Origin of the sequence: Paenibacillus sp. FSL H7-0716, from assembly GCF_038002705.1 — a bacterium.
Classification (GTDB): Bacteria; Bacillota; Bacilli; order Paenibacillales; family Paenibacillaceae; genus Paenibacillus_AQ; species Paenibacillus_AQ odorifer.
Map to the genome: position 1 here is coordinate 180,596 of NZ_JBBODA010000010.1, position 16,537 is coordinate 197,132.

Annotated in this window: 14 protein-coding genes; 1 reads left to right on the top strand and 13 read right to left on the bottom strand. The window is 44.0% G+C overall.

Annotated elements, in window-relative coordinates; all coding sequences use genetic code 11:
* Positions 1-57 precede the first annotated feature (57 nt).
* The 9 genes from MHH60_RS15640 to MHH60_RS15680 form a co-directional block, all read right to left on the bottom strand.
* Positions 58-546 (bottom strand): GNAT family N-acetyltransferase, encoded by a 489-nt coding sequence (locus tag MHH60_RS15640; RefSeq protein ID WP_143766783.1) that lies wholly within the window; start codon positions 544-546, stop codon positions 58-60.
* Positions 547-575: 29 nt separating this feature from the next.
* The gene (locus tag MHH60_RS15645; protein WP_076138520.1) at positions 576-1,778 is read right to left on the bottom strand and encodes a Gfo/Idh/MocA family protein; all 1,203 of its coding nucleotides are present in this window, start codon (positions 1,776-1,778) and stop codon (positions 576-578) included.
* Positions 1,775-2,635: a metallophosphoesterase family protein gene (locus MHH60_RS15650; protein WP_076138521.1), complete on the bottom strand. Its 861-nt coding sequence runs from the start codon at positions 2,633-2,635 to the stop codon at positions 1,775-1,777. The genes MHH60_RS15645 and MHH60_RS15650 overlap by 4 nt, the downstream gene beginning before the upstream one ends.
* Positions 2,636-2,647: 12 nt before the next feature.
* Complete coding sequence (locus MHH60_RS15655; RefSeq protein ID WP_076138544.1) at positions 2,648-3,484, bottom strand: carbohydrate ABC transporter permease; 837 nt, start codon at positions 3,482-3,484, stop codon at positions 2,648-2,650.
* A gap of 84 nt (positions 3,485-3,568) precedes the next feature.
* On the bottom strand, positions 3,569-4,459 hold the full coding sequence (locus MHH60_RS15660) for a carbohydrate ABC transporter permease (RefSeq protein ID WP_076138522.1): 891 nt from the start codon (positions 4,457-4,459) through the stop codon (positions 3,569-3,571).
* A 103-nt stretch (positions 4,460-4,562) separates the two neighbouring features.
* Entirely contained in the window at positions 4,563-5,939 is a 1,377-nt protein-coding gene (locus tag MHH60_RS15665; protein WP_076138523.1) for an ABC transporter substrate-binding protein, read from the bottom strand.
* 33 nt (positions 5,940-5,972) lie between these two features.
* On the bottom strand, positions 5,973-6,860 hold the full coding sequence (locus tag MHH60_RS15670; RefSeq protein ID WP_076138524.1) for a YncE family protein: 888 nt from the start codon (positions 6,858-6,860) through the stop codon (positions 5,973-5,975).
* Positions 6,861-6,998: 138 nt separating this feature from the next.
* Complete coding sequence (locus MHH60_RS15675) at positions 6,999-7,853, bottom strand: AraC family transcriptional regulator (RefSeq protein WP_076138525.1); 855 nt, start codon at positions 7,851-7,853, stop codon at positions 6,999-7,001.
* A gap of 185 nt (positions 7,854-8,038) precedes the next feature.
* Positions 8,039-10,150 carry a glycoside hydrolase family 52 protein gene (locus MHH60_RS15680; protein WP_076138545.1) on the bottom strand — a complete coding sequence of 704 codons (2,112 nt, stop codon included), beginning with the start codon at positions 10,148-10,150 and terminating at the stop codon, positions 8,039-8,041.
* Positions 10,151-10,323: 173 nt separating this feature from the next.
* On the opposite strand from MHH60_RS15680, the gene MHH60_RS15685 reads away from it, so the two are divergent.
* Positions 10,324-11,238, top strand: a complete 915-nt coding sequence (locus MHH60_RS15685; protein WP_076138526.1) for a helix-turn-helix domain-containing protein — start codon at positions 10,324-10,326, stop codon at positions 11,236-11,238.
* 77 nt (positions 11,239-11,315) lie between these two features.
* Here MHH60_RS15685 and MHH60_RS15690 read toward each other — a convergent pair whose 3' ends face one another.
* The 4 genes from MHH60_RS15690 to MHH60_RS15705 form a co-directional block, all read right to left on the bottom strand.
* Positions 11,316-12,152 (bottom strand): carbohydrate ABC transporter permease, encoded by an 837-nt coding sequence (locus MHH60_RS15690; protein ID WP_175619013.1) that lies wholly within the window; start codon positions 12,150-12,152, stop codon positions 11,316-11,318.
* A 1-nt stretch (position 12,153) separates the two neighbouring features.
* Positions 12,154-13,092, bottom strand: a complete 939-nt coding sequence (locus MHH60_RS15695; RefSeq protein ID WP_076129834.1) for a carbohydrate ABC transporter permease — start codon at positions 13,090-13,092, stop codon at positions 12,154-12,156.
* Between the two features lie 84 nt (positions 13,093-13,176).
* Complete coding sequence (locus MHH60_RS15700; protein ID WP_076138527.1) at positions 13,177-14,526, bottom strand: ABC transporter substrate-binding protein; 1,350 nt, start codon at positions 14,524-14,526, stop codon at positions 13,177-13,179.
* A gap of 203 nt (positions 14,527-14,729) precedes the next feature.
* Positions 14,730-16,511 (bottom strand): cache domain-containing sensor histidine kinase, encoded by a 1,782-nt coding sequence (locus MHH60_RS15705; RefSeq protein WP_076138528.1) that lies wholly within the window; start codon positions 16,509-16,511, stop codon positions 14,730-14,732.
* Between the last annotated feature and the right edge of the window lie 26 nt (positions 16,512-16,537).

The window sequence follows — 16,537 nt, forward strand, 5'->3', positions numbered from 1 at the left end:
GAATGAAATAAGGAGGCGTATAGCCCCCCTAATCCCTAGCATTTATCATTATCAAAATCAAAGCCTTTGTAGGATTCGTTCCCACCTTCCAGGATGACTATCGTCTAAGTACACCGGCTGAAATCCTAATTTCAAATAAATACGGATGGCGGGCAGTCTGAAATCATCGGTTTCTAAAGAGGCTGCCGCTCCACCTGATTCTCTTATTTTGTGCAAAACAGCAAGACTTACAGCATAACCGAGACCTTTGCCAGAATATTCCGGAAGCACTCCAACCATATGCAAGTACCAGCTCTTATGGTCTCCACTGCTTAATTCCCAGGCCGTAGCTGTCGCTACAGGCTGATCCCCGCGGCAAATGAACAACAAGCGATCAGAATAAAACGGCACATGAGCACTGATTTTATCTGCAAATTTAACTTCTCTTGTAAAAGAATGACGGATAAGATCCTCCCAATTTCGCTCATCCTCCGGCTGGAAGGACGTAAGTTGATACCCGGCAGGACATTGAAAAGCAGGCAAGTCCGACAGTGTTTCTTTTTTCATTACAAGTTTGGAAAGCGCCTGTTCCACCGTCAAATTCTCACCTTCGATCTAAAATCAGGAAAAGCTACAACTTTCCCACCCATCTCTACTGATTCCATAGACAATGTAAACACAGAGCTCCAAGTAACGGCATCATATACGTCCACCGAAGGGGTTCGATCCTCCTGAATCGCGGAAATGAATTCTTCAAGCACCATAAAATCACCTCCGCCATGTTTCGTCCCAGCAGCGTATTCGCCCCATTTTTTCCATGTTGGATGATCATAAAGTGGCTGATAGCTGCTTAGCGGCTCCCACAATTCCTCTCCATCTTCTATATTTTTGGGCGAAAGATTCCTGAACCAGATCAAATCTTCTTCTTGCTGATGGCGGCCCGTATTATACGCCCCTTCAGTTCCTTGCAGCAAATAATGAGTTTTGTTATGAGGTCGTACAGAGCTCCAATCTACACGCAGCTCAATCAGTACACCCTTTTCCGTTTGGATGACCGCAACCGCACTGTCACCTTGCCGCCAGAAACCTTCACGCGCTGCCGGATGATCTTTTCCATAATGCTCTCCAAAATAATATTGTAAAGATCTTGATTTAGAAACAAAAGTCGAGATGCTCTTTAACCGATCTCCATCAGGCTTATTGAGATTAATCCATTGGGCAACTGGACCTATAGAATGCGTCGGATAATTGATCCCGTTATACTGCTGATGTAATTGCCCCCGCCAAGTCAGAGATCCATCCGGATGATGAGTCAAATGACGCAAATCATGGATGTATCCGCCTTCCAGATAAGTAATTTCACCGAACATGCCTTGATCCGCCATATGTTTAATCGTCAGATTGGAGCGCGAGAAGCAGTAATTTTCAGACATCATATATTTAAGTCCAGTTTGTTCAACAGTTTCGATAAGCTCCCAAGCTTCCTCTAAAGATTGGATCGAAATCACTTCGCTTAGGACATGCTTACCCGCTTTTAAAGCATCAATAGATTGTCTGGCATGCAAATGCATGGGGCTTAAGATAAACACCGCATCGATTGCCGAATCTTTTAACATTTCATGATAATCCCGATATGTTCGGATGTCCGGAAATTTCTCTTTCCATTGATTAAGAACCCACTCATTCAAGTCACAAGTGGCGGTCAGATGTATCCGATCCGATAGAGAGTATAGTGCATTCATAAAACTGGCCCCACGATTCCCGCCTACGATAGCTAATCTTACTGGCTGGCGATTCATTGCTGGTCCACCTGCTTTCTGTCCCTTTGAAGTCGATTTATGATTAGTTCCTGATCTCTCGCCTCCCCTTCAGCCTGCGGATATTTTTCATAATCAAAAATGCTGAAGGTAAATAATGAAGACCATTTACTCAATTGCTCACTCGCCAGACTCACCATTTCTAACCGGATCTCATCTTCAAGCACAGTGAGAATTCGAGCAGCAGGAATATCCAGAATGGAGGCCGTTTGAATGAAATGCCAGTTGTCTTGTCTAACGATGGAATGTACGTGATTATGGCCGTTAAAATAAAAACCCACACCTTGCCACTGCTTCAATATCGGCCAAATATCCAAACTGGGATCCAGTGACATCATCGGTTCGGTTGATCTAGCGGTCGTATTATACAGGGGATGATGGCCAAAGACGAATAGTGGCTTATCTGTAGTCCGCTTCATTTGTGCTTCGAGCCAGGCTAGCTGTTCATCATCAAGTGTTCCGCTCCAATCGTCACGATTTTCCCGTGCGGTATCCAGCAAAATAATGATCGCATTCGTCTCTTCAATAACACTGTATCGCTGCTGCCGGGTGACGGAAAGGATTTCTTGCTTAGGATAAGTGTACGTATCATGATTGCCAAGAACATGTAGAAACCGCCTAGGATACTTGCTGTCCTTAATCTTACCCAGAATATAATTAAATTCGCTAAATTCTCCTGCATGCACCATATCTCCTACAGAAATATGATAATCGGCTGGGATGGACAAAAACAGATTCATAAATTGCTCATAAAAAGCATCTCGTGCTTCTTTAATCAAAACCTTGTTGTTTAACAATTCGTCCGGATAATGTAAGTCTCCGATAATCGCCAGCCTCATAAATGCCTCCTCCTAACCTTTAATGCCAGAGCTCATAAAACTTCCTATCACTTGCCGCTGGAACAATAAGAATCCAATCATTAAGGGTGCCGAAACAATTAGCGTAGCCGCGCAGACATCCGACCACTGTGCACCAGCTTCCGTGGCTTTTGCGAACATCGCCAAACCTACGGTTAATAAGCGATTCTCCTCCGAATTGGTTACAATAAGGGGCCACAAGAAATCATTCCAATGAAAGCTGACCGACACGATAGCAAAGGACACATAAATCGGGCGTGACAGTGGGACATAGATTCTGGAAAGAATATGCAGCCGTGAGGCGCCTTCCACCCGGGCAGCTTCATCGAGCTCATAGGGTAATTGCTTAAAGGATTGTCTTAAGAGAAACACTCCAAAGGAGGAAGCAAAGTAAGGCAGCATAATCCCTAGCTTGGTATCCAGCAGACCCATTTCATTCAACACCTGATAGTTGGAAAAGATAAGAACATCCGGTGGCACCATAATTTGCACTAAAAATAACATGAATAGCAGATCTTTTCCGAAGAAACGTACCCGCGCGAACGCATAAGCAGCCATCGTCATCGTAACCAGCTGCACAGCAAGAACAACACCGCACACCAGCAATGTATTCATTAAAAACCGTCCAAAAGGTGCTCCATTCCAGACATGAATCAGATTCTCAAACGTCCAGCTCCAAGACCAGCCCGAACCGATAGCAACGTCTTTGGGTAAAAAGGCCGTTCTGACCACCCATAGGAAGGGAATGATCCAGACCGCGGCAAAAGTAAATCCAACCGCATGCCACAGTATCTGCTGGATTCGGCGCTTCGTTTTTTCTGAGTTCAACATGCGCTCCTCTTCTATAGCTTTACGTGTATTCTGCCTTAATACTAAGGGCAGCTTTAATGGATTATCCTCCACGGATTCCACCTCCTATTCATAATGAATTTTCCGATCCCAGCCAAAAAACTGCAAAGAGGAAATCAGAAGCAACAGCACAATCATGATTACCGTCATCGATGCAGCCATTCCTTGATCGTAGAAATTAAAGGTTGTCTCGTAGATATAATAAAGCAACAGGTTGCTTGCATTGTTCGGGCCGCCTTTTGTCATAATCCAGAGATGGTCAACCAGCTTAAAGGAATTCGTTATCGCCACAACAGCCACGAACAATGTAGTCGGCATCGTGAGTGGAATTGTGATTCTACGAATGGAAGTAAACGTACCGACTCCGCTTACAGCAGCCGCTTCATATAAATCCTTAGGAATCTGCTGCATTCCTGCTAAATAAAAAATCATAAAATATCCGGCTTCTTTCCAAATCATCATGATCACTAATGCGCCCATCACCGTATCAGGTGTTCCCAGTAAATTCACAGGCTGATCTGCAATCCAAGAAGCCAATCTGGCGAAAAGCCCAAAATGAGGGGTATACAGAAACAACCAAATGTTCGCCACCGCGATCATTGGGATCATATTCGGATAGAAAAAGGAAAGACGTGCCAGTCCCCGCCCTTTTATCGCCTTGTCGGCAAACAGTGCCATCAAGAAAGCCAAAACTATTGAGGTTGGTACTGTACCAAGGGCGAACCATATATTATTACTGAACACCTTCAAAAAAACATGGTCATGCAATAGATTAGCGTAATTGTCAAAACCTACGAACAAAGGCTCAGGAGTCGCTAAGTTTTTCTCATAAAAGCTGAGCCAAAGGGATTTAAACATAGGGTAATAAGTAAACAAGCAAAGAAAGAGCAGCGAAGGCAACACAAGTCCCCAGCCGAATCCGTTTCGTCTAAGCCTCTCAGTCCATCCGGCATTCATACCATTCAATCCTTCCCTGTTAAAGGTTGTTACGATTATTGAATAAAGGAATGACGCCAGAACAAGTTACCAGTCTGTTCTGGCGTACCCTATACCTTAATAATTACTTATTGAAGGGAGCTAATGCCTGATCTGCTTCTGCTTGCGCTTTTTTGAGCGCACCCGCTGCATCAATCTCTCCTGCCAATGCCGCTTGAATTTGATTCGTTATTGCCGTCGATACTTTACCATGATTATGAGTGGATAATTCCCGGAAAGCATATTCCAGCTGGTCTCTTGCAACCAATGCTTGCGGGAAATCCGCCGTATATTTCTTCATTTCATCTGTATCATAAGCGGACTTTCTTACGCCAACATAACCGGATGAGCTGCTGAAGAGGGCCGCCTGTTCCGAAGCCGTCATGTATTTGGCGAATTCCCAAGCTGCTGCTTGTTTTTCAGGAGATGTGTCCTTGAAAATATACAGATTGCCGCCACCAGTGGGTGATCCATATTGCTTTTGTGCAGGTGGGAACGCTACGCCGAATTCGAATTTCGCATTATTTTTTACGTTGGTTAAGTTGCCGCTTGTATGCATCATCATGGCTGTTTTACCTTGAATGAAATCCGTTGGAACCGTGGCCCAATCAATAACACCTTCCGGCATCGCCCTATATTTATGGGACAAATCCAACCAGAATTGCAATGCCTCCACATTCTCCGGTGTATCAAACATCGCTTTTTTGCCATCGGAGGACATTATGTTTTGCTTCGGATCAGACGCATTTTGCCGAGCAAGCATTTGAAACATCCAATACGAATCATCATTGCCCGGAATTTCCAGCCCCACGTGACCGTCTTTGTTCAGCTTCTCAGCATAAGTTACAAGCTCATCCCATGTAGCAGGTGGCTTCTCTGGATCAAGTCCTGCGGCTTTGAACATTTCTTTGTTGTAATACATAACAATCGTGCTTCGCTGAAAGGGCAGGCTGTACGTTTTACCTTCAGACTGAGTATCCTCCACAAAGGCGGGATAAAAGTCTTCCATTTGAATGTCCTTGTCCTTCGCAATATAATCATCCAGCGGAATAATCGCATTCATATCGAGCATGCTGTATAGCTCTGTTGACATCATGACCGCTACATCCGGTGGCTGCTTAGCTTGTACACCCGCTTGAATTTTTACGGTATTATCACCGTAATTGCCTGTGTACACGGGATTAACTTTAATCTCTGGGTGCTGTTCCATGAATGTATTAGCCATCCCATCGATTACTTTAGTAAGAGGACCACCCACATTAACCGGATAATAAAATGTAATCTCCACCGGCTTAGTAGCTGGAGTCTCGGTGGATTCAGGAGTTGCTGCGATTGCTGTAGGCTGAGCGTTATTAGCTTCCGCTTTGGCTTCAACTGAACTGTTATTAGCTTGACCGCAGCCCGCTACTGCCAGCATAGAAACGGATAATAACGTTAGAATGGTTTTGGATTGCTTTAGCATTTCTGTTAGCCCCTTTTTTCGCTTGGATTTGAATTAGAATGCATAATGGCGAAAGTTCACACTAATACGATTTGAGCCTACATCAAGAATATGAAGCTGTGCACCATCTGCGGTGGGCAATACAGCAATTCCTTGAGCTTCAGTACCACTAGGCAGATTGCGATCAAAGGCCACAGATACGTTTCCAGTCTCCGGATCAATCCGGTAAACCGTTTGGGTCGCGTTATCCGTAGAGGCATATAGAACACCGTTGTACACTTCGGCACCTTGAATTCGATCAATGCTTTGGGAAAGTGGAACGGTTGTGATTACATGCATATCGTCGAGGCTAAGCACATTCAAGACGCTGGCATTACTCCACTGAGCTGTATAAACCTGACCGCGAGCGGCATCCACCGCTACCCATGGTACACCGCCAATATGCAAATTCAGCGGCAAAGCATAGGATGTGCCCGTATATTTCAAAGTGTTCACATCATAAAGGGCGATGTAAGGATGCTGATAGTTTTTGCCGTCTTCAATAGGAGCGTATATTTTACCGTTATAGTAGGAAATATCACCGATATGGTCTCCACCTTGGGAAGCAATCTCCAGAGGAATAGCCAATTCATTCCGTGCTTTTACGGATTTGCCATCAAGTCCAGTCCGCAAGAGTCCGTACGAGGAACTAAAGATCCAAGAATTTCCGTCTGTAGCCACCCCTTGTCCTCTTTCAAGAGCATCAAGTAACCAAAAGGTTTGCTTGGAAACTTCATGCCATCCAGCAGTGATCCCTGAAGCTGAAGTTGACTCTGCACTGGATTCTACCTCGGTGTTTACTAGGTTATCCGGTCCGACAGGTGTGGCAGATGCTACTAAAGATAAAGAACTGGTCGTAAGTACCCCCGCGCAAATCAGACTGAATAATCTTTTTAATCTCATGTTTTCTCTCCTCCTAATAAGGTTGTAGTCCGGCATTTGTTCGCCTTACTTCAACCTTATTATAGAAGCTGGCTCCAGCTCACTAATTGAACAAAACACTTCATTCCTTGAATAAAACTCTCATTTACAAGAATAAAATTAATAAACCATATGATTAGGCTTGGAGGAGCTTTGATTCGCATACAGCTTTGGGGTTAGGCCAGTTTCTCGTTTGAACAATCTAGTAAAATGTCCTTGATCGGCGAAACCCACCTGAGATGCAATTTCCTTCAACCCAATTTTCCCGGAACGAATAAGAAATTTAGAGCGTTCGATTCGCAGCCGGATTAAATAGTTATGGGGGGTATATCCTGTCTGTTGTTTAAAAATCCGAATAAAATGTGATTGGCTCATATTAGCCATAGTTGCGAGATCAGTCAGTTGAATCTCATCTTCCAACCGTTCACGCATAAATTGGATGACCTGAAATATCTCTTGGTTGGCGGGAGTTTTACTATTTGAGTGCTGGGGGATCACAGAAGAATAGTGTTGTAACAAGTGAATAATTAACATATTCGATAAAGAGTCGCTGTATATTTTCCCTTTGGCACCGCCATTCTGCAATTCCTCTAGCATCCAAAGTCCTAATTGCAGCAGCTTGGAATCCTTCACATGAAATTTGCGGTCCAATTGGATATGGCCTTCCTTCAGATAACCTGATTCACGAGCAATCTCTTCGATGACCGCTGGTGTAATTTCAATTTTCAAAAAATAGAGCGAGGTTCTGCCCCAAGGGCAAAGAAGGCTCTCATTACAAGGGGTAATATGAATGGTGTAATAGTTTTCGTAGTAGGCTGTGCAGTGAATCCCAATTAAATATTTTGACTCCGAGGACGGGGTGAAAGCTTGCTGCGGACTATACCATTGTGAAACCTGAAGCTTATCCCAACCATAAGTATCGCTTGCAAGAACAGGCTGGGTAGCGGTAAAGGACGATTCTTCCATTTCTCTCATATTTCATCCCCCTTTTCCCCTCAATATAACAAGCCTATATACGCTCCGCGTCAATGAGCTGTAAAAGCTATATTAATTTCCTCTCAGATTCGAAAGTTTTATACGTCGAAACAGCAAAAAAGAGGGGTAGCCCCCCTCTTAGTATTTTTGCATATTCCGTTTCTACTTATTGAAATTATCTACTCTTATTTCTCATCCAACCACAAAATCGCTGTAACGCCACGCGGATAATATTTACTGCCTGTGATCTCACCGGAAATAATCTGATCGCTCCAGCTCCAAATCGACAACTCCGGATGGGTAAGCCAAGCTACGTGAGCACGATCCGCTGCTGCTCCACGTTCCTCCCATTCCAGTCCCAGAATGCAACGAGCGATGAATTGGGAGAGATAGATTTTACTGAGCCAGCTATTATTGCTGGTTGAAGAGATTTTCCAGCCTCCGTCTTCGAATAAACACACTCCCGGCTGTAATACCGCATGCAAGTGCTTGTCGAGTGCACCAATATAGGCGGCGAACCGCCCACTACGATCAAGTGCTTCCTTGCAGCCTGTAAAGTAAGGGAACACAAGGCCTTCGATAGCCGGAATGATCTTGGAGTCATTGCCTTCTCCAATGACAGCCGGAATATACCCGTCTGCTGTAACACTTGCCACCATTGTTGCGGCGCATTTTTCAGCCTGATCACCTGCTGTTTTGGACTGTTCCGCACGCCCATGCTCTGCAAATATTTTCTCCATAGCCAAGTAAGCAGCCCAGCATTTTCCTGCCAGATAAATATTGTTACGAGCCTGACCTAAAGACACATCCAGACTGTCATACGTAGTAATTTCTGCTCCGCCCATCGTACGTGAGCTATCAAGCCCCATGACACCATTTCTTTGTTCAGGATCTGGATGATCACGATTTACCATGCTATCCAGGCATTTCTCCATAATACTGAGATTACGTTCCATCCAGCCCCGGTCGCCTGTATGCTCTACATAAGTTGCTGCACTCAGCACCCAGTTAACCAATTGTTCATGTGTCATATGTGAGAAACAACCATCAATGCCATAGACCTCATAAGCAGAATATCCCGGGCGTGAAACTACATTGGCTACCCCCATATCATGTGTGAAGCTAATTCCACCTGGATACTCTGTATCCTCACCCGGGAAACGCACCGTATCTTCGTAGCTGAATCTTTCCACGAACATATCTAGTTCATTACGTACCGTCCAAGGATTCAAACGCAGCTCATAAAATAACTGATCGACGGTAAGATCAAAGGTATTCATCATCCGGTATTCGCCTTCGTTGACGATCCAAAATGGCTTATTCTTGTAGTCCAGTAATTGCGTGGAGCCGTAATAACTACGAATCGCATGCGCTAACATAAAGGTTTGATCTGCGGATAGGTCATCATGAGTAAATCTATCGTTAGCTTGCTCCGCTTCTTGCTTAAGGATATCAAATCTGGATAATGCATATTCAGCCACTGCCTCTATATTGTTGAAATAATGATTGTAGTAATAGGAAGCATCAATTCCTGAGGTGACATAACCTGAACGGTGAAAACAAATAGCAAAACGGTAAGTTTCTTTTACTCCGGCTGGAACATCCATGATCAAAGCGCCGACGCGCCCCAGTCCAAAGGTCCAATTCTCCTGCAGCTCCTCCGTTAGAATATCCTCCATCGTAAAATGCAGTGCGGACTTTGCAGTTCCTTTTTCCGCAGCAATCGCAATAAATCTCCCTTGGCCAACGCCTGTAATCTCCGATGATACATCATCCAGTCTTCTCATTCCGCTATACACATCTGTTCCCTGAAAACCAAAGAATGCACGGCGCGAGGTGGCGGATGAGGTATTGTCCACTTCGAGTTCAACCAGCACTGCAGGCAGCAGCACATCCTTCATTTCTTCTATAGAAGCAGTTTCTGGATCCGGTACAGAACGAACGGGGGACAGAATCCGGAAGGTCAAATCACCCGCACTCCAGCTGTCTGTGGTTACATGAAAATCTCTGGAAATCTCACGCTCTTGAAAAGGGAACAGAATATTCTCCTTGTCAGGATTAGGATCCGGATTCTCAATATCATAACGTTTACTTTCGTCCTCTCCCCCGATTTCATGAAATGGCAGGGTATCATATCCCTTTCCGTCAGCACGTTCTAATCCTATGAATATATTTTGTCTAGGTGGTTTTCCAATCTCCAGATCGAAACCTCCACTAGCTCCTTTGAATCCTAAAGTGAAACTCGCAAATGCACCAATCGGTGAATGATGGGCATTAAAAAATTGATTATGCGCCATAAATAATAACACTCCTTCCAGCATGGTCCCGGATACCTCCGGGCTATATCTCCATGTTATCGATCTTTCCGGAAGTACAACAGGGTTAAAGCCTTCTTTTATTTGGGCAAATCAAACATCGATAAAAACCTATGTTATAATGAAGCCAAACTTTACAGTAAAAGAGGATTGAAATGATCTCGAATGATCCCGCTTTTCATAATTCTATTGATGGCCAGATGTCTCCAGACATCCAAGCGGCTTTCCATATCTTCGCCGCGCATTGGAGAAAAGTAAATCCGGATTGGCAATATCCCGTACACACTCATCCCATGTTTGAGATTAACGTTGTACTGCAGGGTGAGCAACATATGACGGTCGGCAATAAATCTTTTATCCAGCAAAGCGGTGATATTTTGTTTATTCGTCCCGGTGTAGAACATAGCAGCCTCGGTTCGAATGCTAGTCGTGACATGACTTATTACTGCCTGCATTTCGATATTGATGATCTGATTTTACGGCGAGCTTTACTAACAGCAGACGCTGTTAGTCTAAGTGGGAATACCCCGGAGCTGCGAGCCATTCGTTCCGCTCTAGATGTAATCATAAATTCTTCCATCTTGTCAGAGTCAAAGGACACACACAGAAATCGCCTGATTACATTGCATGCTTCGCTGCAACTTCTAACCGCACTCAGCGGCTGGGTACTTTCGGAAATGCCCCTCCTGGCAGATACAGAAGCTACGGAAAATACCGTCGCCTTAGCTAACGCCATCGAAGGATTGCTGCAGGAATCTGTCGCCTCCGCTGCAAGCACAGGCGAAAGAGGCGGCGGTATTGAGCACATTGCGGCAAAACTCGGATACAGTACAACTCACTGCAATCGTGTTTTCCACCAAATTTATGGCATGTCGCCAAGACAATATTTATCCCGCTTGATCATTCGTCACGCCAAACTGCTGCTAATGGATAATAGTCTATCTGTCGAATCGGTCGCCCACCGGCTAGGATACCGGGATGTGTCCCATTTCAGCAAGCAATTCAAACGCTGGACAGGTCTCCCGCCAATGGGCTACCGCCGTTTAACCGCGAATCCAAATACGCTTTAGTGATTGTTTCGCTTACAAAAAAAGGGATGTACCCTGCAGCCCACTAAGTGGTTACAGGATATATCCCTTTTTATGAATTAACCCTTCGTTGCACCAGACGCAATCCCCTTAACAAAATACTTCTGCAAGGCAATAAACACAATCAGCACAGGCACAACCGACATTGCTGTTCCTGCAAAAATCATATCCCAACGTGAGGAGAATTCTCCGATATAACGGTAAATTTCCACGACCATAGTTTTAGCCTGTCCAGAAGGCAATACCAGCATCGGCATCAGGAAATCGTTCCAGATTCCAAGTCCGTTTAAGACCACCATACTGGCTGTGACGGGTCCTAGCAGCGGGAAAACAATTTTCCAGAATATCGCATAACGAGAACATCCGTCGATCTCCGCCGCTTCTTCAATTTCTCTAGGAATGCCTTTGACAAAGCTTGTATACAACAGGCATCCAAAGCCCACCGCACCGGCTACATAAATTAGAATTGGACCGGCAAGGCTGCCGTATAACCCCAGCATTCTAAGCTCTTTAAATAGAGGAATCATATACGCCTGAAAAGGGATCATCATTCCTGCTAAAAAATAAACGAACATGAACCGAGTCCATCTGGCATTTCTGCGTTCAATTGCGTAGCCCGCCATCGGAATAATCAAGACCTGTGCCGCAATAGAAAATGCTGTCAAAATCAGACTATTCAGAATAGCCCGTGGAAACTCTGTTTCGGTTAACAGATATTTGAAGCTGTCCAGATAAAGAGTTTTCGGAAAAGCGATGGCATCCTTCATAATCTCTGCATTACTCTTGAAGGCTGACATTAAATTAAAGAATATAGGAAAGAAAAAGATAATAGCTACTAATAATGTAACAATGAAAAGTGCGATTTGCCCAACTCTTTTACGTGTCTGCATCGTCATTTTAGAGCTGCACCTCCCGCTTCTGGAGAACCTTCACTTGGAAGACTGTAATGATGAGTATGATTAAGAACAAGACCATCGCCAGTGCAGTACCAAAACCTTGTCTTAATTCACCAAACCCGACCTTATAAATAATATAAGTTAATGTCTCCGTCTCAAAGCCCGGACCACCATCGGTCATGACAGCAATCTGATCAAAAATCTTCAAGGCGCTGATCATCGATAATACCATACATACTGTCATTGACCCCGCAAGCAGCGGAAAGGTAATATGCCGAAACTGTTGCCAGCCCCCTGCTCCATCAATACTGGCCGCCTCATTCAATTCCTGCGGAATACCTTGCAATCCAGCGAGATAAATGATCATATAATAACCCGCGCCTTTCCAAACGGTAGACAAAATAATCGACAGCATTGCATATTTAGGATTGCCCAACCAATCCACAATCCAGGTTCCAAGCCCAACAGACTCCAGAATCTGATTAAATACACCAAAGTTGTAATTCAGGATCATCGCCCAGACGAAACCCATTACGATCCCACTAAGCAACGTAGGGAAATAAAATACACTTCTGAATAAATTCCGGAACCAGCGTACCTTATCGACCATCATAGCCATTGCAATTGCTGCAATATTCTCTAAAACAACAAGTGAAATGGTCATGATCATCGTATTTTTCAGTGCGTTATGCACCCTTGGACTATTCCAGATTTCCACAAAGTTAGCGAAGCCGATATACCTTACGTTGTCGCTAATGCCATCCCATGAGGTGAAGCTTAAATAGACACTGCCCACTGTAGGGACGATAACGAACAAGGTGTACAAAATAAATGATGGTAATATGAACAGCAGAGCGTAGGACTGCCATTTTTTCTTTTTCTTTTTGTGCTGCACAGTGCCTATCAATGACTTGTCAGCATTTACTGCGGATGTAGCCATGGCTACTCTCCCTCCCTTCAAAGACCGCGCTTGTTAAAAAGAGAACCTCTGCAGCAGCAGAGGTTCCTCGATCAGGCGCTGCTCTTACATCTGATTAGCTTTCACTTGGTTGTCATACTCTGTATCCGCATCTTTCATGTACTTCGCTACATCTCCATCTTTTACCACGAGATCCTGCAACAGCTTGTAGTACCAGTTACGGAACTGTGGAGGGATCAGATTGTCTCCCCACCAGTTATTGATCGCCAACGATTTCACTACATTCGGGTCAGCAATAAGATCCAAAGCCACTTGCATTTGTTCACTTGTGTCATAGGTTACTTTCTCTTTTGTTGAAGGAATCGCATTTATGGTTGCTAAATAGTTCGAATACTGTTCTGGGGCGAAGAAGAAACGGATAAAGTCTTTAATGGCTTCTGTTTTGTCTGCATCCTTAGCGGCTTCAGCCGATAAAGACCAGCCTGCTGGTGACGGAAGACCAATGACATTGATTTTCCCTTTACGGTCAGGAAGAGCGTAGAAGCCAAATTCAAAGTTCGGGTCCGCTTCAGCGATTTGTGTAAACATCCACGTACCGGAGTACAATTGTGCTGCTTTGCCAGAAACAAGAATCGAAGCGGTCTGATTGTCGCCCGTGCTGAGCCAACCTTTATCAACATAATTCTTGAACAATTCTTTGAAGTCCGTTATGCCTTGAACTACATTAGCATCCGTGAAGCTGACCGTTTTAGCGGTACGTTTGGAGTTCCAATCTGCATCTTTCGAGTAGACCTCATCAATCAGGAATTTATTAACCCAGAAGCCCATATGGAAAATATCTTTTCCGCCTACTACAATCGGAGTAATGCCCGATGTTTTCAATTTTTCTTGGATGGCGATGAATTCGTCATAGGTTTTTGGAAGCTCGGTGATCCCTGCATCCGCATATGCTTTTTTGCTGTAGATAATTCCTTGGGGAGCGTTCACTTGCAGCGGTGCATTCCACACCTTACCATCCACTTGTGGAGGGGCTTCGAACAAATCTAGCAGATCGGAAGGCAGCTCTACAATCTTACCCGCATCGGCAAAAACTTCTGTATCCCGCATTTCCACCAGGTCCGGGAATTCACCCACAGCATCCTTTGTTTTCAGCCAGTCAAGATAGGCAGCGGATGAAGTTTCGCTTAAATCTTTAATAGTGACATTCGGATTAGCTTCAGTAAATTTTTTGACCGTATCTGAGATAGCTTTTTTGGTGGCCGGATCTCCGGAGGCGTAACCTATCGTAAAGCTAACCTCTTTTTTGGTCTCTTGCGGTGTATTTGAAGGCGTCTCGGATGCTGGCGTATTAGTTGCCTTACTTCCTGCATTATTATTATTTCCACCGCAAGCAGTCAAAACTGTTGTTGTGGCGAGTAACAATACGGATAGTTTCATCATTGTTTTTTTGTACATAGCATAATAGCCTCCCCTTTTAGTGAACCGTGGAAACTGAAGCAAGATGTGCGCATCATCTCTCGAAAGCGTTTCCGTTGCTAATAGAATAGCATTCCTTATAAATAGTTAGAATGAACTTTTTTAAGCGGGATATGCGGTGAATTTAAGAAGTAAGTAAAAAAAGAACGAAAGACCGCAGTCTTCCGTTCATCGTCCATCCTTTACGTATTCTCTGAATCTGAGATTTTATACGGGTCCTCTACTATCGGAAGCAACAATAGAATCGATGTCCCAATATGCTCCCGGCTGCTGATAGATACCCCGTATTCTGCACCGTACACAGTACGAATTCGTTCATGTACATTTTTTAGTCCAACATTTTTGCTAGGCGAACTAGGCTCTTCCAAGTTTTCAGTCAACTGCTGCACCTTTTCCTTGCTCATACCGATTCCATCATCATAGATCGTAACCAACAGCATTTCATCTTTCTTTTCTATCGTCAATCCAACTGTCCCTCTGCCTTGACTGCGCAAGCCATGCTGGATAGCATTTTCAACTATCGGCTGAAGTGACAATTTCAGAATGTACCAGTTCAGATCCACTTCGGGTGAGAGATCGACAACAAGCTCAAATTTATTCTCATACCGCACAGAGATAATATAGAAATAATCCCGTAGATGCTCCAGCTCCTGTCGTATGCTTACCCTATCCTCTCCATAGTCGATTACATATTTCAACTGGTTAGAGAGCGATAAAATCATATCTGCGACCTCATCATTATCTTTATCCACCGCATTCATTCGAATGACTTCCAGGGTGTTGTATAAATAATGCGGACGAATCTGACTTTTCAGAGCATTTAACTCCGTTTGCTTCTGCTTGATCTGGGCAACGTAAGCTTCATCGATATAGGCTTGTAAACGCTCGACCATTCGGTTAAAACCATGACTAAGTCTACCCATTTCATCATTGCTGTTCACGACCATCTGGGTATCCAAATTACCGGATTCTACGATAGCCATTTGCTTAATTAAGTTCCGAATCGGAGCAGCCAGCCGCCTAGAGAACCAGACGCCCATGATGATCATTGCAATCGCACAAATAAACATCGCTATAAACACCGTCGTACGGGCTGAAAAAAGCTGATCGAATAAATTCGCCCGATGAATTCTGGCAGTCACCGTGCCTTTAAGAAAAGGAATCTCTTCACTGAGAACGATCATCTCCTCGTCCTTTTTAGCCCGAAAAGCCTCTCCATTCGTTGACCTTGTCTCATTCGTGAAATATACATTTCCGTCCCCATCCAGCAGAAATAATTCATCCTGTCCCCCCAGATTTAATTCTCTGAAGAACTGATTAAATAACGAAACATCCACGTCCATAAACAAAGTCCCGACAATCTTGGGATCTTTGGTGACACGCCCAGAAATATCAATTAAAGTACGGCCGATAGTGAACACACTGCGCTTTGAACCTGTGTAATATTCTTCGGAATGGGTAGGGAAAATTGCCACTTGTGAAGGGTTTGGAGCCATTTTAGTTAACCACTCTTGATAAGGCAGCAAATCAAAATTGACCCCTCTGTTTTCTTTTTCCTGATAGTAGAGCTTATCGTCTGACGCCCTATGAAAATAAACACTGGTGATGTAGGAATCACTGTAGAGAACTGTTTTTAGAAAGGTTTCAATAGGAATCGTATTGATCTGCTCCAGCTCATTTACATTATAGGTTTGATTCTGCGAATAACTCTCGATAAAACCTTCATATCGCCCTGTATACATCAGCTTAGAGACCTCATTGTACTGATTGAAGGCAGAATTCAGGTTATAGCTCATATATAGAACCATTTGCTGCAAATTACTTGTAGTGTAACGCTCGACATATCCAGAAAAAGTCTGTACAGAAATGTAACTAAGTGCAAAAAGCGGAATTAAGCCGACTAATAAAAAGGAAGCGGAGAATTTAACAAATATACTTTTGGATCTTCGGCCCCAGATAAACATGAATGAAGGCATCCCCTTTGCTATCC